This window comes from Streptomyces sp. NPDC104581 (genome assembly GCF_055583685.1).
In genome coordinates this window covers 127,834-153,773 of record NZ_JBVJNN010000012.1, presented here as the reverse complement: position 1 = coordinate 153,773, position 25,940 = coordinate 127,834, and the positions used below count along the sequence as shown (strand labels likewise).

Sequence of the window (25,940 nt, the reverse complement as noted above, 5' to 3'; positions counted from 1 at the left end):
TGTGTTCAGTTGAGTCACTTTCGGCGCGTCGAGCGCCCCGCAAGGAGGAAGCACATGGGCACCGCCCGTCATCGCTTCGGATCCACCCTCTCCGCTCTCCCGTCCCGCTTCCCGCACCGTTCCCGCAACCGGTCCCCGAAGCGTGTTCCGACGCTCGCCGCGGTCGCGGCGGCCGGTCTGTCCCTCGTCCTCGTCGCCGGCTGCGGAGGTGGCGGTGACACGGGCGAGGCGAAGACGAAGGACGGCAAGACCGTCATCAGCATGGGGCTGTTCGGCGTCATGGGGTTCAAGGAGTCGGGGCTCCTCGACCGGTACATGGAGGAGAACCCCGACATCCTCATCGAGGCCGACGTGGCCGGCGACGAGCAGACGTACTACACCGCGCTCCAGACCCATCTGGCGGCGGGCAGCGGCCTCAAGGACATCCAGGGCATAGAGATCGGCCGGGCCAAGGAGCTGGTCGACACCCGCTCGGACAAGTTCGCCGACCTGTCCAAGACCCCCGGCCTCGACCACTTCCTGCCGTGGAAGTCGAGCCAGGTCACGACCGAGGACGGCAAGCTGCTCGGACTGGGCACGGACATCGGCCCGATGGCGGTCTGCTACCGCAAGGACCTCTTCGAGCAGGCCGGTCTGCCGACCGAGCGCGCCGAGGTGGAGAAGCTGTGGGCGGGCGACTGGTCCAAGTACGTCGACGTCGGCCGGGACTTCAAGGAGGGCAACAAGAAGGCCAAGGTCGCCTTCATGGACAGCTCCAGCGGCCTGTTCAACGCGATGATCTACGGCGATGAGAAGCAGTTCTACGACAAGGACGGCGAACTCATCTACAACGACAACCCCGTCGTCAAGGACGCCTGGAAGCTGGCCGCCGACGCCGCCGAGTCCGGACTGACCGCCAAGCTGCGGCAGTTCCAGCCCGGCTGGGACCCCGGACTGGCCAACGGCACCTTCGCCACGGCGGTCTGTCCGGCGTGGATGCTCGCGCACATCAGCGAGAAGGCCGGCCCCGCGAACCAGGGCAAGTGGGATGTCGCCAGGGCGCCCAAGGGCGCCAACTGGGGCGGCGCGTTCCTCGGGGTGATGGAGAACAGTCCGGTGAAGGAGGAGGCCGCCGACCTCATCGCCTGGCTGACCGCGCCCGAGCAGCAGGCCGTCATCTTCGAGAAGCTCGGCAACTTCCCCTCCTCCCAGGCGGCACTGGACATACCCGAGGTCGCCAACGGCAAGTCCGAGTACTTCAGCGACGCGCCGATCGGCCAGATCTTCGGTGACGCGGCCAAGGAGATCCCGGACGAGCAGGTCCTCGGACGCAAGGACGGCACGATCAAGGACACGTTCTCCTCCGGCCTCCAGCTGATCGAGGGCCAGGGCAAGAGCCCCGACGAGGCGTGGAAGACGACGGACGAGCGCATCAAGAAGCTCACGCGCTGAGTCCACGGGGGAGGACCCGGCGGCCGGCGCCCCTGACCGGCCCGGCCGCCGGGTCACCCACCGGAGACCCGGTCCCCGCCCCTCCAGCAAGCCGCACACCAGCACCGGCACGCACCAGCACCGGCACGCACCAGCACCTCACGCATCAGCACCTCATGCACCAGCACCTCACGAACCAGCACCTCACGAACCCCAAGGAAGGACGCCCCGCGTGGCCACCTCCACCCCGGCAGCCCGCACCGACGGGCAGCCGCCCCCGACACCGGACGGCTCCACCGGGAAGGGCGGCGCCGGCCGCGGCACGGCCTCCGGCCAGTCGCGACGCAACATCCTGCACCGGCTCGACGTACGGGCGGTGCCCTACGCCTTCATCGCCCCGTTCTTCCTGATCTTCGGGGCCTTCGGCCTCTACCCGCTCATCTACACCTTCTGGATCTCGCTGCACCGCGTCGAGCTGTCCACCATGGACATGATGGAGTGGCAGGGGCTCGCCAACTTCACCGAACTCATCGACGACGAGCGGTTCTGGAACGCGCTGACCAACACCTTCACCATCGGGGTCATCTCCACCGTCCCGCAGCTGCTGATGGCGCTGGTCCTCGCCCATCTCCTCAACTACCGGCTCCGTGGCTCCACGTTCTTCCGGGTCGCCGTCCTCACCCCGTACGCCACCTCCATCGCCGCCGCCGCACTCGTCTTCACCATGCTCTTCGAGCGCGACTTCGGCATGATCAACTGGGGCCTGAGCTTCTTCGGCGTCGAGAACGTCGACTGGGAGAACCAGAAATGGCCCGCCCAGTTCGCCATCTCCGCCATCGTCATCTGGCGCTGGACCGGCTACAACGCCCTGCTCTATCTCGCGGCCATGCAGGCGATACCGAGGGACCTCTACGAGGCCGCCGCCATCGACGGCGCGTCACGCTGGCAGCAGTTCCGCCAGGTCACCGTCCCCGGCATCAGCGCCACGATCGTCTTCACCATCGTGCTCTCCACGATCGGCGCGACCCAGCTGTTCGGTGAGCCGCTGATCTTCGGGCAGGGACCGAACGGGATCAGCGGAGGCGCCGACAACCAGTACCAGACGCTGGGACTGCTCCTCTACGAAGAGGGCTGGAAGAACTACCAGATGGGCCGGGCCGCGACCATCGCCTGGGCCATGTTCCTGATCCTCGTCCTCGTCTTCGTCCTCCAGCGCGTCGCCGCCCGCGTCAAGGCGGGCCGGCCGGCACGGGCCGCCAAGGCCGCGAAGAAGGCCAAGTCCACGCCGTCCGCGACGTCCTGACCAGGGAGCAGCAGCCGCATGACCATCGACACCGCACCCGTCCGGGCGGACGCCCGCGACGGGGCTCCCGAGGCCCCCGCGATCCCCGGCCGCCGGAAGCGCCTCGCGCTGCGCCCCGGCGCCGGACGCCAGCACCACGCCGGACCGCTCGCCTACATCCTGCTCGGCATCGCCGCGCTCGTCTCCCTCTTCCCGCTGTACTGGACGGTGGTCGCCGCTTCCACCGACAACACCCGGGTGTCGCAGACCCCGCCGCCCTTCCTGCCCGGCCCGAACCTGCTCAAGAACCTCGGGATCGCCTGGCAGGACGCGGCCATGGGCAAGGCGATGATCAACAGCCTGATCGTCGCCGGCGCCATCGCCCTGTCGACGGTCTTCTTCGCCACCCTGGCCGGCTTCGCCTTCGCCAAACTGCGCTTCCGGGGGCGGAACCTCCTGCTGCTGCTGGTCATCGGCACGATGATGGTGCCGCCGCAGCTCGGAGTCGTCCCGCTGTTCATGATGATGGCCGAGCTCGGCTGGGGGCAGACACTCCCGTCCGTCATCTTCCCGACCCTGGTCAGCGCCGTCGGCGTGTTCTTCATGCGGCAGTACCTCAAGGAGGCGCTGCCCGACGAACTCATCGAGGCGGGGCGCCTGGACGGCGCGCACTCCCTCCGTATCTTCTGGAGCATCGTGCTGCCGATCGCCCGGCCGCCCATGGCCGTCCTCTTCATGATCACGTTCGTGCACGCGTGGAACGACTTCTTCTGGCCGTTCATCGCACTCGACATGACCAACCCCACGGTGCCCGTCGCACTCACCCAGCTCAGCGCGGGCTATGTGCGCGACCAGTCCGTGATCATGGCGGGCGCGCTGCTCGGCACCCTGCCGCTGCTGGCGATGTTCATCGTCTTCGGCCGTCAGATAGTCGGCGGAATCATGCAGGGAGCGGTCAAGGGCTGACTCCCCGGCTCCCGAGCCCCCGCCCCGCGCGCTCCGTGCTGCCTCCTGTCCCCCTCGCCCACACGGGCGCCACGGAGGGCACCGCGCGGCCCAACACCCGGCACACGGCACACAGTTCAACTCCTGAAAGGGGCCCTCGTGGCCACATCCCCCTCCGTCAGAGTCTTTCCGCCCGAGTTCCTCTGGGGCACCGCGACCGCCGCCTACCAGATCGAGGGCGCCGCACGGGAAGCCGGCCGCACCCCCTCCATCTGGGACGTCTACTCCCGCACCCCGGGCAAGGTCCGCAACGGCGACACCGGTGACATCGCGGCCGACCACTACCACCGCTGGCGCGAGGACACCGCGATCATGTCGGACCTCGGCGTCGGCGCGTACCGCTTCTCGGTCTCCTGGCCACGTGTCCGGCCCACCGGCACCGGCCCGGTCTCCCAGGAGGGCCTGGACTTCTACCGCCGTCTCACCGACGACCTCCTCGCCAAGGGCATCGAACCGGTCGTCACCCTCTACCACTGGGACCTCCCGCAGCACCTGGAGGAGGCCGGCGGCTGGCCCGAGCGGCGTACGGCCGAACTCTTCGGGGAGTACGCGGCCCTGGTCGCCGACGCGCTCGGCGACCGGGTCAAGACCTGGACGACACTCAACGAGCCGTGGTGCAGCGCGTTCCTGGGCTACGGCTCCGGTGTGCACGCCCCCGGCCGTACCGACCCCGTCGACGCGCTGCGCGCCGCCCACCACCTCAATCTCGGCCACGGGCTGGCGGTACAGGCGCTGCGCGACCGGCTCCCGGCGGACGCGCGGCTCTCCGTCACGCTCAACCTCCACCACGTACGGCCCCTGACCGACAGCGAGCCGGACCTCGACGCGGCCCGCCGGATCGACGGGCTCGCCAACCGGGTCTTCACGGGACCGATGCTGGACGGCGCGTACCCCGAGGACGTCATGGCGGACACCGCGTCGCTCACCGACTGGTCCTTCGTCCGGGACGGCGACACGGCGCTGATCAACCGCCCGCTGGACTTCCTCGGCGTCAACTACTACTCGCCGACGCTCGTCTCCCACCACGCGGGACCCCCGGCCCACGGGTCGGACGGTCACGGTATGAGCGACCACAGCCCGTGGCCGGGCGCCGACAACGTGGCCTTCCACCAGACACCCGGTCCGCGGACCGCCATGGGCTGGACGATCGATCCGCAGGGCCTGTACGAACTGCTGATGCGGGTACGCCGCGATCACCCCGGACTGCCGGTGATGATCACGGAGAACGGCGCGGCGTTCGACGACTACGCGAACCCCGAGGGCGAGATCAACGACCCCGAGCGGATCGACTATCTGCGCGACCACCTCACCGCCGTGCACAGCGCCATCGAGTCCGGGGCCGACGTACGCGGCTACTTCCTGTGGTCGCTGCTCGACAACTACGAGTGGGGCTACGGGTACAGCAGGCGCTTCGGGGCGGTGTACGTCGACTACGCGACCCAGCGGCGCACCCCCAAGGCCAGCGCCCACTGGTACGCCAAACTCACCCGCAGCGGCAGTCTGACCGCCGTCGCCCCGGGTGACGCGGCGGCCGCCGGACGGTAGAACCCGGCCACGCGCGCTACGATCCGGTCATGTCCCGGATCGTCCTGGCCCCGCCGTACCGCACCACCGCCGACCAGGGCTGACGCGCGAAGGAGCGAGTGCCGATGCCCAAGAAGCCCGACCCCGTCGACGCCCTCCTCAGGTCGGGGCCGCGGCGTACGCGGCTGCCCGGACCGGCGGAGCGGGCGAGGCTGCGCGGCGACTACGGCCTCACACAGGCCGAGGTCGCCGCGGCGCTCGACGTGACACGGGCGACGGTCGCGGGGTGGGAGTCCGGCCGCAGCGAGCCGCAGGGCGCCACGCGTGCCGCGTACGCGAAACTCCTGGAGGGCATGGCGGCCCAACTGGCGCCCGCGCAGCCGGAGCCGGGGGCAGAGCCGGGGCAGGGGCAGGAGCGGGTACGGACGCCCGCCCCGGCCCGCGCGACGGCCCCGGCTCCGGTACGGGCACCCGCCCCTGCCCCGGAGCCCTCGGCCGGGACAGCGCCCGCCCCGGCCCCGGCCTCCCCGGGGCCTCCCCGGCCGGCGGTCGCCCGGCAGGGGGCCGCACCGAGGAGGAGCGCGCCACGCCGGCCCGCCACCGCCCCCACCGCCGAACTCCCCGCTCCCGGGCCCCAGTTCGCCAACGGCCCGCTCGCCGTGCTCGACGGCGACAGGAGCGCCTACTGCGCCGGCGGCCTCGTCCTGAGCTGCCCGGCCGAGGACATCCCCGCGCTCGTCGAGTGGGCGCTCGGCGACGCCGCGCTCGGCGCGCCCCGGCTGGACCGCTACGGCAGGGACTCCGATCCGCTGATCGTCCTCACCGAGTCCGCCGCGGTGCGCCTCGGTCTGCCCGCCGTACTGGAGGACCGGCGCGGTCTGCGGCTGCCCGACGACCACAAGGTCAACAAGCAGCTCGCCAGGGCCAAATGGACGCTGACCAAGCGTGGCTTCGGCCCCTGGGCCCGTATCTACCGCCCGGCACGCGAAGGGCGCCGCCAGTGCGTGCAGCTCGCCGTACTCCCGTGGGACGCGCTCGACCAGCGCGGCTGGCCCGGCGCGGCGACTCTGCCGCCCGCCGAACTGGCCCATGTGCTCGGCGCGTACGCGGCGAGGGTCATCACCCCGTGCGGCTCCACCGCCGTCTCCGGACTGGAGCTGATGACCGCCCTGCGCCCGCCGACCCGGCCGGTGAAGGACGCCGCGACCGGCACCTGGACCTCCGGCCCCGTGCCCGGCTCCCTCACCCGGGCCGTGGACCCCGCGCCGCCCGAGGCACCCGACGAACACCCCGTCGTCGCCGCGCTCCACCCACGAGGCCACTGGCGCACCCCCGACGAGGTCATCGACGAGGAGGCACACGACTGGATCCGCGATCCGCAGCTGCTCACCGACGCCGAGTGCGCCAGGAAGTACGCGGTCGGCATCGACGTGAACACCGCCTTCCTCGCCGCCGCGAACCGCCTGCCCGTCGGCCTCGGCGAGCCCGTCCACCTCACCTCGCCCGCCTTCGACAAGGCGCTGCCCGGCAGCTGGCTGATCGATCTGTCGGGCATCGAGATGGACCCCCGGCTGCCCTCGCCGTTCACCCCGCGCGGCAGCCGCCCCACCGGACCTGCCTGGTATGCCACGCCGACCGTCGCGTACGCGCACGAGCTGGTCGCCACCTACGGACTGCCCGTCACCCTCCGCCCCCTCGAAGCGTGGGTGCGCCCCGACCACGGCCCGTACCTGGACCCCTGGTACAAACGGCTCGCCGACGCCTACCGGACGACGATGGCCGAACTCGGCGTCACCGGCGACCTCGACGAGCACGCCTTCCTCGCCGCGATGGAGACCCACAAGCAGACCGACCCCGCGTCGGCCGCCGTCCTCGCCGCGATCAAGTCGACGGTCAAGGGCGGCATCGGCAAGCTCCGCGAGCGCCCCCAGGGCGCCGGATACCGTCCCGGTGAGCGCTGGCCCGCCCTCAAACGCCCCACCTGGCGGCCCGACATCCGCGCCGCGGTCATCGCCACCGCGCGCGTCAACATGCACCGCAAACTCCTCAGAACCGCCGTCGCCAGCCAGTCCGCGCCGCCGCCGGCCGGACGGCTGCACTTCGCCGACGACGCGCTCCTGCCGGTCGCGCTGCTCTCCGACGGTGTCGTCTTCCTCTCCGACAGCCCGAGCCCGCTCGGTCTGCTGCCGCGCGCCGCCGACGGCAGACCGGCCCCCGGTGCCTTCCGGCTCGGCGTCAGCCCCGGCATGGTCAAGCACGAGGGCACCAAACCACTGCTCTGGGCGGCCCAGTTGCTGGACGAGGGCCTCAACCCGGCGCGGCACATCAAGGACGGCGTCGACGCCGTCGCCGAAGGGGAGTAGCGGTCGTGGGCATCGTCGGAGACAGCATCACCAAGGCCGCGGAGAACACCGCGACCCGTCCGATCCCGAAGTCGGCGGGCGCGCGGATACGGTTCCTCGTGAAGAAGGAGAAGGGTTCCACCCGCGCCGTCGCGCGCCGGCTCGGCTGCTCCCAGCGCACCGTCGAGCGCTATCTGCGGGGTGACCTCAAGCGTCCGAGGGCCGCGCTCGCCGAACGGCTGGCGGCGGAGGTGCGCAAGGACTGGCAGCCCCGCATCCGCAAGGAGGCGATGACGAAGGCCGCCACGAGCACGGGCATCGTGGTCGAGACGCGTGCCCGCTTCGGCTTCACGGCGGCGGCCGGCTCCACCGACGACCCCCGGATGCGGCGCATCACCCAACAGCTCCCGCCCCGGGTCGCCGCCCGCCTCCTCGCCGCGCACGAGACCGGCGCGAACGAGGGTGAACTGCGCGGCATCGTCGCCGAGGGGCTCCAGGAGCAGTACTTCAAGGACAACGGCCGCCGGGCGACCGGCCTCGAAGTGGAGTTCACCGACCTGGACTACGTCGAGATGGGCCTCTGACGAGGCGTACGGAGCACCCGTCGCCCGCCGGAGAACAGCCGCTCGGAGCGGCCCGGCCCTTCGACGCGGTGCTCTGTGACGTCGACGGGGTCATCCGTTTCTTCGACCTGTCCGGGGTGACCCGTCTCGAACGGGCTGCGGGACTACCGGAAGGCACCACGGCGTCCGTCGCGTTCGCGCCCCAGAACGATCTGCCGTTGCTGCTGGGGCGGATCACCCGCGAGGAGTGGGCGGACTCGATCGTCCGGGGTCTGCTTCCGCGCGTCGCGCCGTACGAGGCCGGGGCCCTGGCACGGGCGTTCAGCACCGCCGGCTTCCGGGCGGACGAGACGGTCGTGGAACTGCTCCGGCGGGTCCGGGAGCACTGCCCGCTGGTGCTCGTCAGCAACGCCCCCGGTGGCTCGACGACGATCTGGCCCGGCTCGGGCTGACCGGGCTCGCGCACAGTGTCGTCAACAGCTCACTGGTGGGCGTGGCCAAGCCGGACCGCCGGATCTACGAGATCGCCGCCGGGCGCGCGGGCGTGGCCCCGGACCGCTGCCTCTTCGTGGACGACCGGCGGGAGAACGTGGACGCCGCCGTCGCGCTCGGCATGACCGGGGTGCTGCACCGCGACGCCGCCGATCTGCGTACGGCGCTGCTCCCGGTCACCGGGCGAGGCGGCGCAGCTTGAGGGTGTTGTCCGTGCGCGTGCCCGACCGGCCGTCGGGCCTGGTCTGGATCCGCTCGTGCTCGTCGCTGAGCAGCACCTCCCACCCCCCGTCGGGCAGTTCGAGCGATTCGAGGACCTCGGCGGGCGTGGGGAGGTGCACCTCGGGGTGCGGGCGGGGCTCCCAGGACGGGAGTCCGGCGTGCCCCACGATCAGGAGCACCCCGCCGGGCGCGACGGCCGCGGCGGCGTCGCGCAGGATCCGCTCGCGGGGCATGTCGCCCGGTGAGTGCAGGAACTGCGCCGAGACCAGTTCGAACGTCCCGGCGGGGAAGGAGACCGCCAGATCGTGCCGCTGCCAGTCGATTCGGCCGGCGGCGTCCGGGTCCGCCGCGACGGCGTGCCGCCCGGCCCTGGCGAGGGCGACCCCGGAGACGTCGACGGCGGTGACCCGCCACCCTCGGGCGGCCAGCCAGATGCTGTCGGCGCCTTCGCCGCAGCCCAGGTCCAGGGCCCGGCCGGGCTCCAGTCCGGCGGCCTCCCTGACCAGGACCGTGTTGGGGTCACCGCTCCAGATCCGGTCGCTCTCGCCGTAACGGGAGTCCCAGAACTCCTGGTTGGTGCCGCCGGCCGTCCCCCTGTCGGTGCCGCCGGCCGTTCCGCCGTCCGTAGCCGCACCGGTGCGGACGTCCGCACCGCTCTGACCCTGGGCCATCGATGTCTCCTCACGTCTTTTCGGAGATGCTCGGTCCAGGGCCGGCGGATTGACAAACCTTCTTGCCGAGGTGGCAAATGGAGGGATGGCTGACGACGACCTCTCGACCGTCCTGGACGGTGTGGGACCGCGACTGCGGGCCCTGCGCCACGACCGCGGGACGACGCTGGCCCAGCTGAGCGAGTCGACCGGGATCTCGGTGAGCACCCTGTCCCGGCTGGAGTCCGGCGGACGCAGACCGACCCTGGAACTGCTCCTGCCGCTCGCCAGGGCGTACGGCGTGCCGCTCGACGAACTGGTCGACGCGCCGGCGACCGGCGACCCCCGGGTGCACATGCGCTCCTATCAGCGGCACGGCATGACCATCGTGCCCCTGACCCGCCATCTCGGCGGTCTGCACGCGTACAAGCAGATCATGCCCGCCGGACGGCAGCAGACCGGTGAGCCGGAGCAGCGGGTGCACGAGGGCTACGAATGGCTCTACGTACTGGCGGGCAGGCTCCGGCTGCGGCTGGGCGAGCACGACCTGGTGCTGGGCGCGGGGGAGGCCGCTGAGTTCGACACCCGTACCCCGCACGGCTGGGCCAACGCGGGCCCGGAAGCGGTCGAGTTCCTCAGTATCTTCGGCCGGCAGGGGGAGCGGATGCACGTACGTGCCCGGCCCGCCGGGCAGTGAACAGCGCCCCGGCCAGGGGCCGTAGGAGATGCCGGGCGATCCAGAGCGTGTGCCGCGCCCCGGAGGCGATCCGCTCGCGCAGCGGATCCGCGTCGGGGACCGCCGGCCCCGGTCCCGCTACGGCGGCGCCGCCCGCGCGCAGGACATCACCGGCGAGTGCGGCGAGATAGCGGTGGCCGCGCCGGTTGGGATGCAGCCGGTCGACGGAGACGATCCCGGCCCCGTCCACACGGGCCGCCGTGCGCGCTTCCACCATCCACGCCCCGTGGCGGCGCGACACCCGCTCGATGACCTCGTTCGCCTCGGCGGTCCGGCGCCGCAGCTCCGCCCGTCTCGCCCGTGACACGGGCAGTACGGCGGCGACGTCGTGCAGCGTCATGGTCAGCACACCGACCGTCGCCGCCCCGCTGAGCCCGGCGAGCACTTGCGCGTAGTCCTCCTCGAAGCGCGCGATGTCGAAGTGCCCGGCGATGACGTCGTTGACCCCGATCACGCATGTGATGTACGCGGGCGCGAGCGCGACGGCACGCTCCAGTTGACCGGCGCGCAGGGCGGCGACGGTGGAGCCGCTGCGCGCGAGGTTCGCGGCGAGTTCCGGCCGCGGGGCCGGTACGCCGATGTCGCCGGGGCGCCGCACCGGCTCCGTCGTCAGATAGTGGATCCAGCCCCTGAGCGTGCCGCCCCGGTTCGGATCGCCGACTCCCTCGCTGAGGCTGTCGCCGACGGCGACGAGACTCCCCGCCCGCATAGTCATATCCATGACTAATAAAGTAGGTGAGTAATCACGCTTCGGGAAGCCCGGGACCGCCCGGATAGGGTGACGCCATGTCTCTGCGGCACGCCGTGCTGGCAGCCCTGATCCAGGGCGAGGCCAGTGGTTACGAACTCACCAAGCGCTTCGACGTCGGAGTGGCCAACTTCTGGCACTCGCGGCCCCAGCAGCTCTACGCGGAGCTCACCCGGCTGCACGCGGACGGGCTGGTCCGGGCTACCGAAGTGGTGCAGGAGTCCCGGCCGAACAAGCGGCTGTACTCGCTCACCGACACGGGCACCCGGGCACTGGTCGACTTCGCGGCCGGGCCGCTGCGGCCGACGAACCTGCGCGACGAGCTGACCGTGGCCGTGCAGTGCGCCGACGTGGTCGAGCCCGAGGCGCTGCTCGCCCACCTCGGACGCCGGGCCGACGAGGCACGGGAGAAACTGGCCGCGCTCCGCCGTACGGAGACCTCGATCCTGTCGGGCCGCGACGAGGAGGAGTTCGTACGGACCACGGGCCACCTCGGGCCCTATCTGACCTGCCGGCGCGGCATCCGCTACGAGGCCGACACACGCGAGTGGTGCGAGTGGGCGGCCGGCCTGCTCCGTGCCCGGCAGCGGGCGGCGCGCCCCTCCTGAGACCCCTCAGCCCTCGGCGGGCGCGATGGACGCGAGCAACGAGGACACCACACGCTCCGTCGACGCCGCCATGTCCACCGACTCGGGCGACAGCAGCCACTGCACCTGGAGCCCGTCCATCACGGCGATGATCGCGTTCGCCACGTTCTCGACGTCCAGGTCCTCACGGGCCTCGCCCAGTTCGGCCGCCTCGCGCAGCGCGTCCGCCACGAAGGCCCGCAGCCCGGTGTACCGGTTGCGGAAGTAGTCCTGCGCGGGGTGCCGGTCGGTGACGCTCTCCGCCGAGAGCACCGCGTACAGCCGCACGATGCCCTCACGTTCGGCGTTGCGGCGGGTGGTGTCGATCAGATGGCGCAGGAAGGCGAGACCGCGGGGGCGGTCGGGGCCGAGCTGCTCTATGTCGGTCTGGTCCCGCAGTTCGAGGACGCTCGTCAGAAGCAGTTCCTTGGAACGGAAGTAGTGCAGCACTCCCGCCTGGGTGAGTCCCGCGCGATCCGCGATCTCCGCGAGTGACGCGTTGTTGTAGCCGCGCGCCGCGAACGTCTCCATGGCGATGCGCAGGATCTCCTCGCGCCGCTGCCGCGCACCCGGGCTGCGCGGCTTGCGCGGCTGGGCGGACCCTGTCGGGGCGCCGGCCCGTTCCCCCGCTCGTCTGTTGCTCACCGGGCGCAGTCTACGGCTCTCCGGATCACCGTCCGGGCCCCGGCGGGGCGCCGGGAGTCCCGTCCGCAACAAGTTCCGCACGACGACTTACTAAGTACTTAGTAAGCGTGCTTTCATGTCGCCGATGCGCCACCCCGGCCACGGCGCGGGACACCCCGGGCCGCAGGCGATTCGTTCGACACACGAACCGGCAGGAGCCCCCACGTATGCGAAGAACCCTGCACAGAAACGTCGTTCGCAAAGCCGTCGTCGCGCTCAGCGTGCTCACGCTGGGCGGCAGTCTCGGACTCACCGCGTCCGGGACCGCGCAGGCCGCCGATCCCACCGCCCAGGTGTGGATCTCCACGGCCGACGGGAGCCGCAAGCTGACCTCGGCGGGCCAGATCACCTTCAACTCCTCGCCGCAGGCGGTCGACATCAACGTCAACCCGGCCCAGCGCGAACAGCAGTTCACCGGCGCGGGCGCCTCCGTCACGGGCGCGGCCGGCCATCTGATCAACCAGCTTCCGGCCGCCCAGAAGAACGCGCTGATGGCCTCGCTCTTCTCCTCCCAGGGCGACGGCATCGGCATCAACTACCTGCGCCAGCCGCTGGGCGGCACCGACTTCAACCAGGGCGCCGCCTACACCTACGAGGACAACCAGGGCGACTTCAACCTGGGCCGTGACCACGAGGCGATCATCCCCGTCCTCAAGCAGGCCGTGTCGATCAACCCCGCCATCCGCTTCATGGGCAGCCCCTGGACGCCGCCCGCGTGGATGAAGACCAACAACAGCCTCAACGGCGGCAGTCTGCGCACCGACCGCTACCAGAACTACGCCGACTATCTGGTGAAGGCCATCCAGGGCTACCAGCAGCAGGGTCTCAAGCTCACCGACCTCACCGTGCAGAACGAGCCCGAGTTCGCGACGAGTTACCCGTCGATGAGCATGACCGCCTCCGAGCAGGCGGCGTTCTTCAAGGTGCTCGACCGCACGCTCACGGCGGCGAACCTGCCCACCAACCTGCTGGCCTACGACCACAACTGGGACCACCCGAACTACCCGCTCCAGGTCTTCTCCGAGACGCCCGGCATGAACCGCGTCATCGGCGCGGCCTTCCACTGCTACGGCGGCCAGCCCACCAGCCAGTCGCAGATCAGGCAGGCCGGCAAGCGGGTCTTCTTCACCGAGTGCTCGGGCACCGACAGCGACAACCCGGCCAACACCTTCGCCGACACGCTGAAGTGGCACGCCGAGAACCTCGTCGTGGCCAATATGCGCAACGGCGGCGAGACCACGATCATGTGGAACCTCGCGCTGAACCAGAGCGGCGGCCCCCACCAGGGCCACTGCGCCACCCGCTGCAACGGCGTGGTCGAGATCAACGGCGGCACGGTCACGCGCAACGCCGAGTACTACGTCCTCGGACATCTGACCAAGTTCGTCAAGCCCGGTGCCACCCGCATCGGTTCCACCAGCCAGGGCGCGGGCGGCGTGCAGAACGTCGTCTGGCAGAACCCGGACGGCGGAAAGGCGGCGTACGTCGTCAACGGCGCGAGCGCGGCCAGGACCTTCTCGATCACGGACGCCGGACGCTCGGCCACCTACACGCTGCCGGCGGGTGCCGTCGCCACCCTCGTCTGGACCGGGACCGACAGCGGCAACCCGGGCAACGGGAACATCGACCCGGCCACCTGGTACCAGGTCGTCAACTCCGGCTCCGGCGCCTGCCTCGACGCGACCGGCTGGGGCACGGCGGACGGTACCGGACTCCAGCAGTGGTCCTGCTCCGTCCCGGCCGCGAACAACCAGACCTGGCAGTTCAGACCCACCAGCAACGGCTACTACCAGGTCGTCAACCGGCACGCGAACAAGGTGTGGGACATCGACGGCGGCCCCACCGCCACCGCCGACGGAGCACGCGCGCATCTGTGGAGCTACACCGGCGGCACCAACCAGCAGTGGCAGCCGCAGCGGATCGGCACCACCGACCGCTACCGGTTCGCCGCCAGACACAGCAACAAGTGCCTGACCGTGAGCGCCGGCACGGTCAACGGCGCCACGCTCACCCAGCAGCCCTGCACCGAGGCGGCCGGCCAGACCTTCCGGCTGGCAGCACAGGCGTAGCGCCCGGCGGCCGGTGAGCCATGGTCAAGGGCTCACCGGCCGCCGGACGACAGAGCCCGACGACAGCCCGGGGATCAGAGGTCGAGCACCGCGCGCAGGGCCTGGCTGATGCGGTCCATCACCGCCTTGTCGACCGAACCGAGCGGCTTCGCACCGTCGAAACGGGTGACTCTCAGCTGCTGGAGGTTGACCGCGACGGCCGTGGACGGCAGTGGGTGGTCGATCACCACGGACATCGCCGTGTCGGGGTAGCGCCCGGCGTCGTGCAGGACGACGGTCAGGACCGCCCCGTACGCCTCCTCCAGACCCTCCAGCGAGACGATGAGGACGTTCCGCCCGTCGCCGAGCGTCCAGATCTCACCACGTTTCACAGGGCGTCGCCCTCGCCGCCCAGGTCCTCGCCGAGCCCGAGCGACGCCAGCCGGCGGGCGGAGTCCAGTACGGCCTGCCGCTGGGCGGCCCGCACGATGTAGGCGTTCAGGGACAGACCGGCCGCCGCCGCCCCCGCTTTGATCGATGCGTTGATCTCGTCCGGGATACGGAGCGTCATTGCGGTCATGCGACCGACCATAGCAACCGGGCGACGGTTGCACCATGCGGTGTCATCCGGTGGCACCGTGGAACGGTTCTCCGGCGGGTGGCAGGCCCGCCGCACAGGGCCTGGAGCGCGCCGTCGAACGCGTGACCGGGCGGGGCGCCGAAGCCGATCACCAGCCCCTCGCGCGGTGGGATCGTGCTGCCGGGTGCCGGAACCCCGGCGCGCGGTGAGCAACCCCTCGGCGACGAGTTCGGCGTACGCCTCGCCGACGGTGTCGCGGGGGAACCCAGATCCACGGCGACCGTGCGGTGCGGGGGCAGGCGCGTGCCGGGCGCCGGCCGGCCCGACGCGATGGCCTCCCAGGGCGAGCGTCGACCGCGCACGGCGCGATCCCCGCCCGCTCGGCTCCGGATGGAGATCCGTCCCCACGGCGGGCCCGCGTCGGCGGAATCGACCCGCCGGTCCGACAGGGGAACGCACCGTACCCAGCGGCTCGTCCGTCACCCGGGCCGGGCGCCGGCGCGGCACACGCCCCCGGAGGCGATTTGCCGACCCGGCAAGTTCCCTTGGCCGCGAAGCGACGGCCGCCGAATGATGGTCAGCGGAAACGATCACCCCGAGGAGGAGCACATGCCGGAGCCCACCACGCCGCACGCGGCAGCCCCCGCCGCCGCCCCGGCGGGCGCCGAACACCGTCTCGTGGACGTCCCCGGCGGCCGTATCCACCTCGTGGAGCAGGGCACCGGCCCCCTCGTCCTCATGGTCCACGGCTTCCCCGAGTCCTGGTACGCCTGGCGCCACCAGCTGCCCGCCCTCGCCGCCGCCGGATACCGCGCGGTGGCCGTCGACGTACGCGGCTACGGCCGCTCCTCGAAGCCCCCGGCCGTCGAGGACTACCGGATGCTCGCCCACGTCGCCGACAACGCCGGAGTCGTCCGCGCGCTCGGCGAGGAGACCGCCACGATCGTCGGCCACGACTGGGGGTCGAACATCGCCGCGAGCTCGGCGCTGCTGCGCCCCGACGTCTTCACGGCCGCGGCGCTCCTCGGAGTCCCCTACGCGCCGCGTGGCGGCCCCCGCCCGACCGAGGCGTTCGCGCGGATCGGCGGCGACGAGGAGTTCTATGTCGGCTACTTCCAGACCCCCGGCCGCGCCGAGGCGGAGATCGAACCCGACGTGCGCGGATGGCTCGCCGGGTTCTACGCGGGTGTCTCGGGCGACACGATGCCGCCGGAGGGCGAGGGCGGTCTCTTCTTCGTGCCGCCCGGCGGCAGACTCCGCGACCGGTTCCCCGCCGGCCGGTTGCCCGCCTGGCTCTCGGAGGCCGATCTCGACCACTACGCGGGCGAGTTCGAGCGGACCGGGACGACCGGGGCGCTCAACCGCTACCGCAACGTCGACCGGGACTGGGAGGACCTGGCCGCCTGGGACGGCGCCCCGCTCACCCAGCCCTCCCTCTTCATCGGCGGTGGCCGCGACGCCTCCCTCACGTGGATGTCCGACGCCGTACGGGACTTCCCCCGCACCCTCCCCGGCCTGGCCGCCTCGCACATCCTCGAAGGCTGCGGCCACTGGGTTCAGCAGGAGCGCCCGGCAGAGGTCAACGCGCTCCTGACGCGGTGGCTGGACGCGCTGCCGGCGCGCTGACCCCCGGCCGCGGGCGGGCGCGACCGTCCGGTCGCCCCCATCGACCGGTCCGATCACCCGAACGGTGGCACCCGGGCGCCACGGCTGAGCCCGGGAACCGGGCCACCCCGCGGACCCGGAACGGCGGGCCCCCCGGGGCGGTCGCGAGGCGCCGCCGGACGTTACCCGGGGTCCGGACACCGCCACCGACCAGACCGGAACGAAAGGGGGAAACGGCGCGGAACGGCGAGAATGAGCGAACCGAACGCGACTGATCAGTTCGATCAGGTCAAGGAGTGAACTCAGTGGTGAACGCCGACGTCCGGCCGACGGGGCCGGCTCTGCCGACGGGCCGTGGCGACCTCAGCTACGGAGTCGTACGAGCCCTGCGTGGCCGCCCCGGTTCCAGGACCCCCCTTCCGCCGGGCGCCGCGGCGGACGCCGCCGACCCGTACGGCGAGGACCTGCACCTCGCGCTCTACCTCTGCTACGAACTGCACTACCGCGGGTTCTGCGGCGTCGACCCCGGCTGGGAGTGGGACCCGGCGCTGCTCGCCGTCCGCGCCGATCTCGAACGCCGCTTCCTGGACGCCCTGCGGGCGGACACCAAACGCCGTACCGACGTCGGCGAGGCGCTCGCCGATCTCCTCGTCGAACCGCCGGACGGCACGAGCACGTCCCACTACCTCAAGGACGAGGGAGAGCTGTGGCACCTGCGTGAGTACGCCGCCCAGCGCTCCGTCTACCACCTCAAGGAGGCCGACCCGCACGCCTGGGTGATCCCACGGCTGCGCGGCAGGGCCAAGGCGGCGATGGCCGCGGTCGGGTTCGACGAGTTCGGCGCGGGCCGGGCGGACCGGATCCACTCGCGCCTCTTCGCCGGCCTCATGACGGACCTGGGCCTGGACACGGCGTACGGCCGGTACCTCGACGCGGCGACGGGGGAGATGCTGGCGAGCGTCAACCTCATGTCGATGTTCGGTCTGCACCGCGCGCTGCGCGGCGCCCTGGTGGGGCACTGCGCCGCCGTCGAGACGGTCTCCTCGCCCACGTCCCGCAGACTGGCGGAGGCCATGCGCCGCACGGAGGCCGGAGAGGCGGCCGTGCACTTCTACGCCACCCATGTGGCGGACGACGCCTCCCGCGGACGGCTCGTCCGCCACGAGGTCGTCGGCGGACTGCTGGAGGACGAGCCATGGCTGGAGGGGGACGTGGCCTTCGGCGTCGACGCCACCGGCGTACTGGAGGCGCGCCTCGCCGACAAGCTGCTCCCCGCCTGGCGCGACGGCCTCTCCGGCCTGCGCGCCCCCCTGTGAGCACCCCCCTGTGAACCGCGTCGTCCCCGCCCCCTCACCGAGAGGGCGGGGACAGCCTCGTCACGAACCGAGCGACCGCGCCGTGACCGGCGTGCTGAGCGCCTGCTGGCCTCCGCTGGCCAGCATCCGCACCTCGCCCCGGTCGCTGATCTCCGCGCGCACGATCCCCGTGTCGTCCTCGTAGACGGGAAACCCGCCCGCGCCGGCCCTGGCCGTACGCCGCACCGTCACCACGTCCCGTTCGACGTCCTCCCGTGGCACCGGCGGACCGGCCGGGTCCGCCGGCGCGGGTTCCTCGAACACCAGCTCGTAGCGTTCCGGGTACATGGGGCCTCCTCCCGCGATGGGCACCACCACCCATCGTCACCCCGTCGGGCGATCCTCGCCTCCGGCGCGGCGGGGGGCGGCCGGGAGCGCCCGGCCGTGCCCTCAGGAGACGCGGGCGACTCCCGCGTACACGGCGTTCTCCTCGGCCTCGGGAGCGGCCGTGTCCTTGTACCAGTCGGGCCCGGTGACGAGTCCGGGCTCGACGAGGTCGAGACCGTCGAAGAACCGCGCCACCTCGTCGCGGGTACGGAACCTCAGCTCGATACCGCCCTTGCCGTAGGTCCCGGTGATCTGGGCCTCCAGCTCCTTGTGGAAGTCGAAGGTGCCGTGCGACAGCACCAGATGGCTGCCGGGCGCCAGCGCGTCGACGAGGGTGCGGGTGATGTCGTACGGGCCGTCGCTGTCCGGGATGAAGTGCATCAGCGCGATGAGGGAGACCGCCACCGGCCGGTCGAAGTCCAGGTGCCCCCGCGCGTGGTCGAGGATCGCCTTGGGCTCGCGTACGTCCGCCTCGATGTAGTCGGTCGCGCCCTCCGGGCTGCTGTAGAGCAGCGCCTCGGCGTGCCGCAGGACGATCGGGTCGTTGTCCGTGTAGACGACCCGCGCCCTCGGGTTGATCTCCTGGACTATCTGGTGGAGGTTCGGGGCGGTCGGGATACCGGTGCCGATGTCGAGGAACTGGTCGACGCCCTGGCCGGCCAGCCACGCGGACGCGCGGTGCATGAAGGCGCGGTTCTGTCTGGCGCTGCGCTTGCCCAGATCGGGCAGCTGCTCCCCGACGGCCCGGTCGACGGGGTAGTTGTCCTTGCCGCCCAGCAGCCAGTCGTACACCCGTGCCGGGTGGGGCTTGCTCGTGTCGACCTGGGACTTGGGTGTACCTGCGTTCATGCGGTGCTCCGTTGGCTTTCTGATCCGGGGGAGGGGGGCGGGAACAGGGAGTGGCGGGCCGGCGGGGGTTCGGCACCGGGCCCGCCGGTCACAGCGTGGCGCGGAAGTCGGACAGTAGCTGCTTCGTACGGCTCGCGGACTCCGCGTGGGCCACCATCCGGTCCATGGCCTCCATGTGTTCGGAGACCTCGCTGTCCTCGTCGAGATAGAGCGCGCCGGTCAGATACTCGATGTAGACCATGTCCCGGACCTCGGGGATGCCGAAGCGGAACAGCACGAAGGGGCTGTACGTGCCGGGGTGGTGTCCCGCGGCGAACTCGGCGATCTGGAGCGTCACGTTCGGCAGCTCGCTCGCCTCGATCAGCCGGTCGACCTGCGCGCGCATCACGTCCGGCGAACCGACCCGGCGCCGCAGCACCGTCTCGTCCAGCACGGCCCAGAAGACGGGTGCGCCGGCGCCGGTCAGCAGCGACTGGCGCTCCAGGCGCAGCGCGACCTGCCGGTCGATCCGCGTCGGGTCGGACATCTGCTGCCCCAGGGCGCCACGGGTCAGGATCTGCCTCGCGTACTCCTCGGTCTGGAGAAGCCCCGGCACGAAGTGCGGCTCGTAGCACCGGATGGTCACCGCGGCCTCTTCGAGGCTGACGTAGCCGCTGAACCAGTCGGGGAGCACATCGTGGAACCGCTGCCACCAGCCGGGCTTGTTGGCCTCGTCGGCCAGCCGGAGGAAGACCTCGATCTCGTCCTCGGGGACGTGGTAGGCGGGAAGCAGGATCTGGAGGTACGGGACCTTGAGCGCGACCTCCGCCATCTCCATCCGGCGCACGGTCGCGGCCGTGACCCGCAGCAGCTGACCTGCCTGGTCCCGGGTCAGTCCCGCCTTCTCGCGCAGCGCCAACAACTGCCTGCTGAGGACGATCTGACCGATCGTCGGAGCCGACCGTGGCTCGCTCATCGCACACCCCCGAGCACCGCCGCAGCCATGGCGGACAGTGTGCCACAGCAACTGCCCACCATGGCGGGTCTGTTGATCATTACCGGTCTTCGGGCGGTCCCCAGGACCGCCGCGCTCAGTCTTTCCATTTCCTCAGCTCGATCCTGGCGTCCGCGGGCTCCGCCCGGTCATGCGGGCTTCAGTCCCGGACTACCCGCTTCCGTGACGAATGACGCCGCTCTGGTGAGTGCGGAGCCCGGTTTCGTCACGGCGGTGAGCGTGTTGAAGGTGACCGTCGCCCGGTCGTCGGTGAGTGTGAACGTGGTGTAACCCCGGCGCCCGTTGTAGTACTTCAGGTGCGGGTTGGCGGTGGTGAGGTTGGACCAGTTGGACGGCTTCTCCGCGCCGTCCATGCCGCTGCTCACCGATGTCGTGGCGATCTCCGTGCCCACCACACGGGAGCCCGGGTCGTCGAAGTCCTCCTTGAGGTCGAAGCCGTAGCCGACGTGCACATCGCCGGTGAGCACCATCAGATTGTCGAGGCCGGCCGCCTTCGCGCCGTTGAGGACGCGTGTGCGGGAGGCCGTGTAGCCGTCCCAGGCGTCCATCGAGAGCTTGAAGTCCGCGCGGGGCACGTCGCGCCGCTGGGCGAACGTCACCTGCTGGGCCAGCAGGTTCCAGGTGGCGGTCGACTCCTGCCAGCCGTCGAGCAGCCAGCGCTCCTGGGTCTCGCCGGTCATCGTGCGCTTGGGGTCCTTCGACTCGGGCCCCGGGACCTGCCAGTTGGCGCCCTGCACCTGGTTGGAGCGGTACTGGCGGGTGTCGAGGATGTCGAACCGCGCGAGCTGTCCGAAGTCGAGTCTGCGGTAGAGCCGCATGTCGGGTCCTTCGGGCCGCTGGGGGGTGCGCAGCGGCTGGTTCTCCCAGTAGGCGCGGTAGGCGGCGGCCCTGCGGAGCAGGAACTCCTCCGGCGGCACGTCGTTCTCGGGGGTCTCGTCCGCGTAGTTGTTCTCGGTCTCGTGGTCGTCCCAGGTCACGATGAACGGGTGGGCGGCGTGCGCGGCCATCAGGTCCGGGTCGGACTTGTAGAGGCCGTAGCGCAGCCGGTAGTCCTCCAGCGTGACGGTCTCGGAGTTGTAGTGCGCCGGGAGCTTGCGGTCGGTGTAGTCGCGGGCGCCGCCGGCGGACGTCACGGCGTACTCGTAGAGGTAGTCGCCGAGGTGGACGACGACGTCCAGGTCCTCGGCGGCCAAGTGGCTGTACGCGGTGAAGTAGCCGTGGTAGTAGGCCTGGCAGGAGAGGGTGGCGAACTTCAGCGCGGTGATCCGGGACCCGGCGAGGGGAGCGGTGCGGGTACGGCCGACCGGGCTGATCCATGTCCCGGCGCGGAAGCGGTAGTAGTAGACACGGTCGGCGGCCAGCCCCTCGACCTCGACGCGCACGCTGTGGTGGAACTCGGGGTGGGCGGTCGCGGTGCCGCTCTTGACGGGTACGGCGAAGAGTTCGTCGTGGGCGACTTCCCACTCCACCTCGACGCGCTCGGCGGGCAGGCCGCTGTCCGCCGCGTAGGGCTCCGGTGCGAGACGGGTCCAGAGGAGTGCGGTACCGGGCTGCGGGTCGCCCGAGGCGACGCCGAGTGTGAACGGGTCCTCGGTGATGGCCCTGGGGTTGAGCCGGCGTGCGGTCGCCGCGCCGGCGGAGGGCAGGTGCGCCGAGAAGGCGAGCACGGCCGCGGCGCCGGCGCGGGTGACGAACTGACGGCGGCCGATACGGCGCGCGGCAGCGCGGAATTCCGGAAGATGATTTGCCATTATGACGAGTCATATGCCCTGTTGTTCAGGTTTACTGACCGCGCATCAGAGTGATCTGTTCCGTCTCCCGGCATATCCGGGCGTGCAGCGCGCGTGTGTGGTCCACCTCCCGTACGGGACCCGTCAGGACCGGCCGGGCGGTGAGCCTCGTGTCGGTGCTGGAGGCGGCGAACCGCAGCTCCAACTCGCCCGGTTCCACGACCCGCCGCCCGTCGCGGCCGGTGAAGGAGGCGAGATCGGCGGGCACGGTGGCACTGATCCTGGCCGCTTCGCCCGGTTCCAGCGGGACACGCAGATAGCCGATCAGACGCTGGACGGGCTGCACGACCGAGGCGACCGGATCGTGCAGATACAGCTGCACCACTTCCGTGCCCGCCCGGCCACCGGTGTTCCGCACGGTGCAGGACAGCCGCAGCTCACCGTCGGTCGGCGCGGTGTCGTCGGCCGTCAGGCCGGACCAGGCGAAGGTGGTGTACGTCAGCCCGTGCCCGAACCCGAACTCGGGTGTCGGGTCGATGTTCGACGAGTCGCCCGCCTGCGCCAGCCTCGCCGCGAGATACGTCGACGGCTGCCCGCCGGGGCGCCGGGGAACGCTCACCGGCAGCCGCCCCGACGGCTCGACCCGGCCGCTCAGCACGCCCGAGAGCGCCCGCACGCCCTCCTGGCCGGGGAAGAACGTCTGCACGATCGCCGCCGACGCCCCGACGGCCGCACCGCCCAGCGCGTACGGCCGCCCGGCGAGCAGGGTGACCACCACCGGTGTGCCGGTGGCCAGCAGGGCGTCGAGCAACTGCTGCTGCACACCGGGCAGGGCGAGGGACTCCGCGTCGCAGCCCTCCCCGCTCGTCCCCCGGCCGAACAGTCCCGCCCGGTCGCCGAGAGCCGCGACGATCACGTCCGCGCCGCGGACCGCCCGCAGCGCGGCGGCGAATCCGTCGGTGGCCGGCGAGTCGATGCCGCAGCCGGCCGCCGTCACGATCTCGCAGCCGGGGAACTCCGACATCAACCCCTGGAGCAGCGTGGGCAGTCGCACGCCCGCCGGGGTGTCGGGGTGCTGGGACCCGACATGGACGGGGAAGGAGTAGCAGCCGAGCACCGCCGTGGGGGTGTCGGCCTGCGGCCCGACGACCGCGATCCGGACGGGCCGCTCCAGCGGCAGGACCCCGTCGTTGCGCAGCAGGATCACCGAACGCTCCGCGAGGCGGCGCGAGATGTCCCGGTGCGCGGCGGAGTCCAGGTCCACGGTGCCGCGCAGCCGGTGCGGCGCGTCGAGACCGGCGCCCTCCAGCGCGGGCGGAACCGGGCTCCAGCCGGGGTCGAGCAGACCGAGTTCCGCCTTCTGGGTCAGCACCCGGCGCAGCGCCCGGTCGACCAGCGCCTCCGGCACGTCCCCGGCGGTGATCGCCTCCCGCAGCGGCCGGCCGAACGTCTTCACGGTGGGCAGTTCGACATCGACACCCGCGGTCAGCGCCGTGGACGCCGCCTCGCCCCAGTCGGCCGCCACGCCGTGCAGCGTCCTGAGGAACGCGATGCCGAAGTAGTCCGCCACGACGGTGCCCCGGAAGCCCCAGACGTCCCGGAGCAGCCCGGTGAGCGACTCCTCGTCGGCGGCGCCCGGCATGCCGTCGGTGTCGGTGTACGCGCTCATCACCGACCGGGCGCCGCTCTCCCTGACCGCCATCTCGAACGGCGGGAGCATGATGTCGGCGCGCTCCCTGGGGCCCATGCTCACCGGGGCCAGATTGCGGCCGGCGCGGGATGCCGAGTAACCGGCGAAGTGCTTCAGGGTGGCCACGAGGCCGGTGGACTCCAGACCCTGCACGTACGCGGTGGCGATGGTGCCCACCAGATACGGGTCCTCGCCGATGGTCTCCTCGACCCGGCCCCAGCGCGCGTCGCGCACCACGTCGAGTACGGGGGCCAGCCCCTGGTGGACGCCCACGGACCGCATGTCGCGCCCGATCGCGGCCGCCATCGTCCGGACGAGCCCGGGGTCGAAGGCGGCGCCCCAGGACAGCGGCACCGGATAGGTGGTGGCTCCCCAGGCGGCGAAGCCCGCCAGACACTCGTCGTGCGCGAGAGCGGGGATGCCGAAGCGGTTGCCCGCCACGATCCGTTCCTGAGTACGCATCAGGGAGAGGGCGCCGAGGGCGGGATCGACGGGCACGGTGCCGAACGGCCGGGTCAGCTGGCCGAGTCCGTGGGGGAGCAGCTCGTCCAGGGACGGGGGCTCGTCCATGTCGTGCTGGTGCGGGGCGACTTCGGCGCCGTCCGAGGAGGCGCCCGCCCACAGACCGTACAGCTGGGCCAGTTTCTCCTCCGTGGTCATGGCGGCGATCAGTTCCTCGACCCGGGCGGCGCGGGCGGCCCGGGTGGCGGGGGCGGCGGTGGTCACGTTGTCGGTCACTTTCCTCCGACACCCATCAGCCCCTGGACCAGGGCGCGGCGGGCGAACAGGTAGACGAGCAGGACGGGCACGGTGGACAGGACCACGGCGGCCAGCAGACCGGGGATGTCGACGCCGTACTGGGTCTGGAAGTTGTAGAGGCCCAGGGTGATCACCTTGGTCTCCTCGGACTGGGTGAGCACGAGCGGGAACAGGAATCCGTTCCACGCCTGGAGCGCGGCGAACACCACGACCGTGGACAGTCCGCCTTTTGACAGCGGCAGCACGAGCCGGAAGAACACCCGTCGTGCGTCGGCCCCGTCGATGGCCATCGCCTCGAAGAGGTCGCCGGTGATGTCGCGCATGGCGCCGGTCAGGATGAGGACGCAGACCGGCATGCAGAACGCGGCCGTCGGCAGGATGACGCCGATGAGGTTGTCGTAGAGCCCGGCCTCGCTGATCACGTAGAACATGGGCACGATCACCGCCTGGGCGGGGATCGCCAGGCCCAGCAGGAAGAGCCGGAGGACGCCGGAGGTGGTCCGGCCCCGGTTGCGGACGATCGCGAACGCCAGCGGTGGCACGAGGAGAACGACGATCGCCACCACGCTGGCCGTCACGATCAGCGTGTTGACGAAGTACCGGCCGAATCCGTTCGAGAAGCTGTCGAGGTAGTTGGAGAGGGTGAAGTGGTCCGGGAGGCCCAGCGGGCCGCTCGCGGCGTAGTCGGCGCGCGACTGCACACCGGCCCCGAGCATGACGTACAGCGGCAGACCGACGACCAGCAGCCAGAGCGTGACACCCACGCCCGCCAGGTAGTTGGGGCGGCGACCGGTCACATGCCCTCCTTGGTGCCGGCCATCCTGTCGTAGCCGGAGACCCGCACCACGATCAGCGAGACGGCCGTGGCCACCACGACCAGCAGGAGCGCGATGGCGGCGCCGGCGCCGAACTCGAAGCCCTTGAACGCCTTCTGGTACATGTAGTAGGCGGTGATCGTGGTGTCGGTGCCCGGCCCGCCCTGGGTGAGGATCAGTACCGTGTCGAAGGTGGTGAGGCCGCCGACCGCCATGAGGATCACCGATGTGATGACCGCGTTGCGCAGCTGCGGCAGGGTGATGTGGAAGAACCGGCGCACCCGCCCGGCGCCGTCGATCTCCGCCGCCTGGTACAGCACGGCCGGGATCGCGCGGGCGGCGCCCTGGTAGATGAGCGCGTGGAGCGGGGTGAACTGCCAGGTGCTGACCAGGACGAGTACGGCTATGGCTCCCGTGCGGTCGCCCAGGAGGTTGCCGTCCCCGAACAGCCAGGTGGCCTGTGACGGGATGCCGAAGTTCGGCTCCAGCAGGGCCCGCCAGAGCACGGACACGGCGGTGGCCGACAGCAGCAGCGGGACGAAGAAGACCGCCGACAGCACGGCCCGGTTGCGCTGCGGGCCGGCCGCCCAGACGCCCAGCAGGATGCTCAGGGGCGTCTGTACCACCACCCCCAGGGCGGTGAGCAGCACGCTCAGCCAGAGACTCTTGATCATCACCGGGTCGTGGAACAGGGTGACCCAGTTGTCGAACCCGGCGAACTCCGGTGAGCCCAGGCCCGACCAGGTGGTGAAGGACAGCACGGCCACCAGGACCAGCGGCACGACGGCGAACAGCGCGAAGAACACGACGGCCGGCAGCGCCCAGCCGATACCGGGCCGGCCGTACCGCGCGGGGGAGACGGGGGAGAGGCGGGTGGCGGGGGAGACGGAAGAGACCATGGAGG

23 protein-coding genes and 1 pseudogene are annotated in these 25,940 nt (G+C 71.5%); 12 read left to right on the top strand and 12 right to left on the bottom strand.

The genetic code is table 11. From position 1 onward, the window contains the following. Window positions 1-54 precede the first annotated feature (54 nt). From ACZ61E_RS13090 to ACZ61E_RS13060, 7 genes and pseudogenes are all read left to right on the top strand, one after another. Window positions 55-1,431, top strand: coding sequence for an ABC transporter substrate-binding protein (locus tag ACZ61E_RS13090; RefSeq protein ID WP_469699701.1), 1,377 nt, complete (start codon window positions 55-57; stop codon window positions 1,429-1,431). A 211-nt stretch (window positions 1,432-1,642) separates the two neighbouring features. After that, on the top strand, window positions 1,643-2,713 hold the full coding sequence (locus tag ACZ61E_RS13085) for a carbohydrate ABC transporter permease (protein ID WP_469699699.1): 1,071 nt from the start codon (window positions 1,643-1,645) through the stop codon (window positions 2,711-2,713). Window positions 2,714-2,731: 18 nt separating this feature from the next. Further along, the gene (locus ACZ61E_RS13080; RefSeq protein ID WP_469699698.1) at window positions 2,732-3,658 is read left to right on the top strand and encodes a carbohydrate ABC transporter permease; all 927 of its coding nucleotides are present in this window, start codon (window positions 2,732-2,734) and stop codon (window positions 3,656-3,658) included. A 138-nt stretch (window positions 3,659-3,796) separates the two neighbouring features. After that, window positions 3,797-5,242, top strand: a complete 1,446-nt coding sequence (locus ACZ61E_RS13075; protein WP_469699696.1) for a GH1 family beta-glucosidase — start codon at window positions 3,797-3,799, stop codon at window positions 5,240-5,242. A 104-nt stretch (window positions 5,243-5,346) separates the two neighbouring features. After that, window positions 5,347-7,584: a telomere-associated protein Tap gene (gene tap, locus ACZ61E_RS13070; RefSeq protein ID WP_469699695.1), complete on the top strand. Its 2,238-nt coding sequence runs from the start codon at window positions 5,347-5,349 to the stop codon at window positions 7,582-7,584. A 5-nt stretch (window positions 7,585-7,589) separates the two neighbouring features. Continuing rightward, window positions 7,590-8,147: a telomere-protecting terminal protein Tpg gene (gene tpg / locus ACZ61E_RS13065; protein ID WP_469699694.1), complete on the top strand. Its 558-nt coding sequence runs from the start codon at window positions 7,590-7,592 to the stop codon at window positions 8,145-8,147. 68 nt (window positions 8,148-8,215) lie between these two features. Then, window positions 8,216-8,820: pseudogene (locus ACZ61E_RS13060) on the top strand (HAD-IA family hydrolase). Here ACZ61E_RS13060 and ACZ61E_RS13055 read toward each other — a convergent pair. After that, window positions 8,795-9,511 carry a class I SAM-dependent methyltransferase gene (locus ACZ61E_RS13055; RefSeq protein WP_469699692.1) on the bottom strand — a complete coding sequence of 239 codons (717 nt, stop codon included), beginning with the start codon at window positions 9,509-9,511 and terminating at the stop codon, window positions 8,795-8,797. The pseudogene ACZ61E_RS13060 and the gene ACZ61E_RS13055 sit on opposite strands and share 26 nt — an antisense overlap. A gap of 85 nt (window positions 9,512-9,596) precedes the next feature. On the opposite strand from ACZ61E_RS13055, the gene ACZ61E_RS13050 reads away from it, so the two are divergent. Further along, window positions 9,597-10,187 (top strand): helix-turn-helix domain-containing protein, encoded by a 591-nt coding sequence (locus ACZ61E_RS13050; RefSeq protein ID WP_469699691.1) that lies wholly within the window; start codon window positions 9,597-9,599, stop codon window positions 10,185-10,187. Here the strand turns inward: ACZ61E_RS13050 and ACZ61E_RS13045 are convergent. Further along, the gene (locus ACZ61E_RS13045; protein WP_469699690.1) at window positions 10,126-10,947 is read right to left on the bottom strand and encodes an SGNH/GDSL hydrolase family protein; all 822 of its coding nucleotides are present in this window, start codon (window positions 10,945-10,947) and stop codon (window positions 10,126-10,128) included. The genes ACZ61E_RS13050 and ACZ61E_RS13045 overlap by 62 nt on opposite strands. A 65-nt stretch (window positions 10,948-11,012) precedes the next feature. Between ACZ61E_RS13045 and ACZ61E_RS13040 the strand changes: the two genes are divergently transcribed. Further along, entirely contained in the window at window positions 11,013-11,582 is a 570-nt protein-coding gene (locus ACZ61E_RS13040) for a PadR family transcriptional regulator (RefSeq protein ID WP_469699689.1), read from the top strand. 6 nt (window positions 11,583-11,588) lie between these two features. Here ACZ61E_RS13040 and ACZ61E_RS13035 read toward each other — a convergent pair whose 3' ends face one another. Further along, on the bottom strand, window positions 11,589-12,137 hold the full coding sequence (locus ACZ61E_RS13035; RefSeq protein ID WP_469699743.1) for a TetR family transcriptional regulator C-terminal domain-containing protein: 549 nt from the start codon (window positions 12,135-12,137) through the stop codon (window positions 11,589-11,591). A gap of 314 nt (window positions 12,138-12,451) precedes the next feature. Here ACZ61E_RS13035 and ACZ61E_RS13030 point away from each other — a divergent pair, with 314 nt between their 5' ends. After that, entirely contained in the window at window positions 12,452-14,353 is a 1,902-nt protein-coding gene (locus ACZ61E_RS13030; RefSeq protein WP_469699688.1) for an RICIN domain-containing protein, read from the top strand. Window positions 14,354-14,427: 74 nt separating this feature from the next. On the opposite strand, the gene ACZ61E_RS13025 is transcribed toward ACZ61E_RS13030, so the two are convergent. Both ACZ61E_RS13025 and ACZ61E_RS13020 read right to left on the bottom strand, forming a co-directional pair. Beyond that, window positions 14,428-14,724: a hypothetical protein gene (locus tag ACZ61E_RS13025; RefSeq protein WP_469699686.1), complete on the bottom strand. Its 297-nt coding sequence runs from the start codon at window positions 14,722-14,724 to the stop codon at window positions 14,428-14,430. Continuing rightward, window positions 14,721-14,912: a toxin-antitoxin system HicB family antitoxin gene (locus ACZ61E_RS13020; RefSeq protein ID WP_229701224.1), complete on the bottom strand. Its 192-nt coding sequence runs from the start codon at window positions 14,910-14,912 to the stop codon at window positions 14,721-14,723. Before ACZ61E_RS13020 ends, ACZ61E_RS13025 begins: the two co-directional genes overlap by 4 nt. A 609-nt stretch (window positions 14,913-15,521) precedes the next feature. Between ACZ61E_RS13020 and ACZ61E_RS13015 the strand changes: the two genes are divergently transcribed. Continuing rightward, window positions 15,522-16,538: an alpha/beta fold hydrolase gene (locus tag ACZ61E_RS13015; protein ID WP_469699685.1), complete on the top strand. Its 1,017-nt coding sequence runs from the start codon at window positions 15,522-15,524 to the stop codon at window positions 16,536-16,538. Window positions 16,539-16,825: 287 nt separating this feature from the next. After that, window positions 16,826-17,833, top strand: coding sequence for an iron-containing redox enzyme family protein (locus ACZ61E_RS13010; RefSeq protein ID WP_469699684.1), 1,008 nt, complete (start codon window positions 16,826-16,828; stop codon window positions 17,831-17,833). A gap of 60 nt (window positions 17,834-17,893) precedes the next feature. Here the strand turns inward: ACZ61E_RS13010 and ACZ61E_RS13005 are convergent, their stop codons facing one another. The 7 genes from ACZ61E_RS13005 to ACZ61E_RS12975 all read right to left on the bottom strand — a co-directional run bounded on the left by ACZ61E_RS13005 (window position 17,894) and on the right by ACZ61E_RS12975 (window position 25,935). After that, entirely contained in the window at window positions 17,894-18,160 is a 267-nt protein-coding gene (locus ACZ61E_RS13005) for a DUF6296 family protein (protein ID WP_469699682.1), read from the bottom strand. A 102-nt stretch (window positions 18,161-18,262) separates the two neighbouring features. After that, a complete protein-coding gene (locus tag ACZ61E_RS13000; protein ID WP_469699681.1) occupies window positions 18,263-19,048 on the bottom strand; it encodes an SAM-dependent methyltransferase in 786 nt (261 codons plus the stop codon). Between the two features lie 88 nt (window positions 19,049-19,136). Beyond that, window positions 19,137-20,003, bottom strand: a complete 867-nt coding sequence (locus tag ACZ61E_RS12995) for a helix-turn-helix domain-containing protein (RefSeq protein WP_469699679.1) — start codon at window positions 20,001-20,003, stop codon at window positions 19,137-19,139. A gap of 167 nt (window positions 20,004-20,170) precedes the next feature. Further along, window positions 20,171-21,793, bottom strand: a complete 1,623-nt coding sequence (locus tag ACZ61E_RS12990; RefSeq protein ID WP_469699677.1) for an alkaline phosphatase D family protein — start codon at window positions 21,791-21,793, stop codon at window positions 20,171-20,173. Window positions 21,794-21,824: 31 nt separating this feature from the next. Continuing rightward, a complete protein-coding gene (locus ACZ61E_RS12985; protein WP_469699676.1) occupies window positions 21,825-24,200 on the bottom strand; it encodes a beta-xylosidase/alpha-l-arabinosidase in 2,376 nt (791 codons plus the stop codon). After that, entirely contained in the window at window positions 24,197-25,018 is an 822-nt protein-coding gene (locus ACZ61E_RS12980) for a carbohydrate ABC transporter permease (RefSeq protein WP_469699675.1), read from the bottom strand. The genes ACZ61E_RS12985 and ACZ61E_RS12980 overlap by 4 nt, the downstream gene beginning before the upstream one ends. Then, window positions 25,015-25,935: a carbohydrate ABC transporter permease gene (locus ACZ61E_RS12975; RefSeq protein WP_469699673.1), complete on the bottom strand. Its 921-nt coding sequence runs from the start codon at window positions 25,933-25,935 to the stop codon at window positions 25,015-25,017. Before ACZ61E_RS12975 ends, ACZ61E_RS12980 begins: the two co-directional genes overlap by 4 nt. Between the last annotated feature and the right edge of the window lie 5 nt (window positions 25,936-25,940).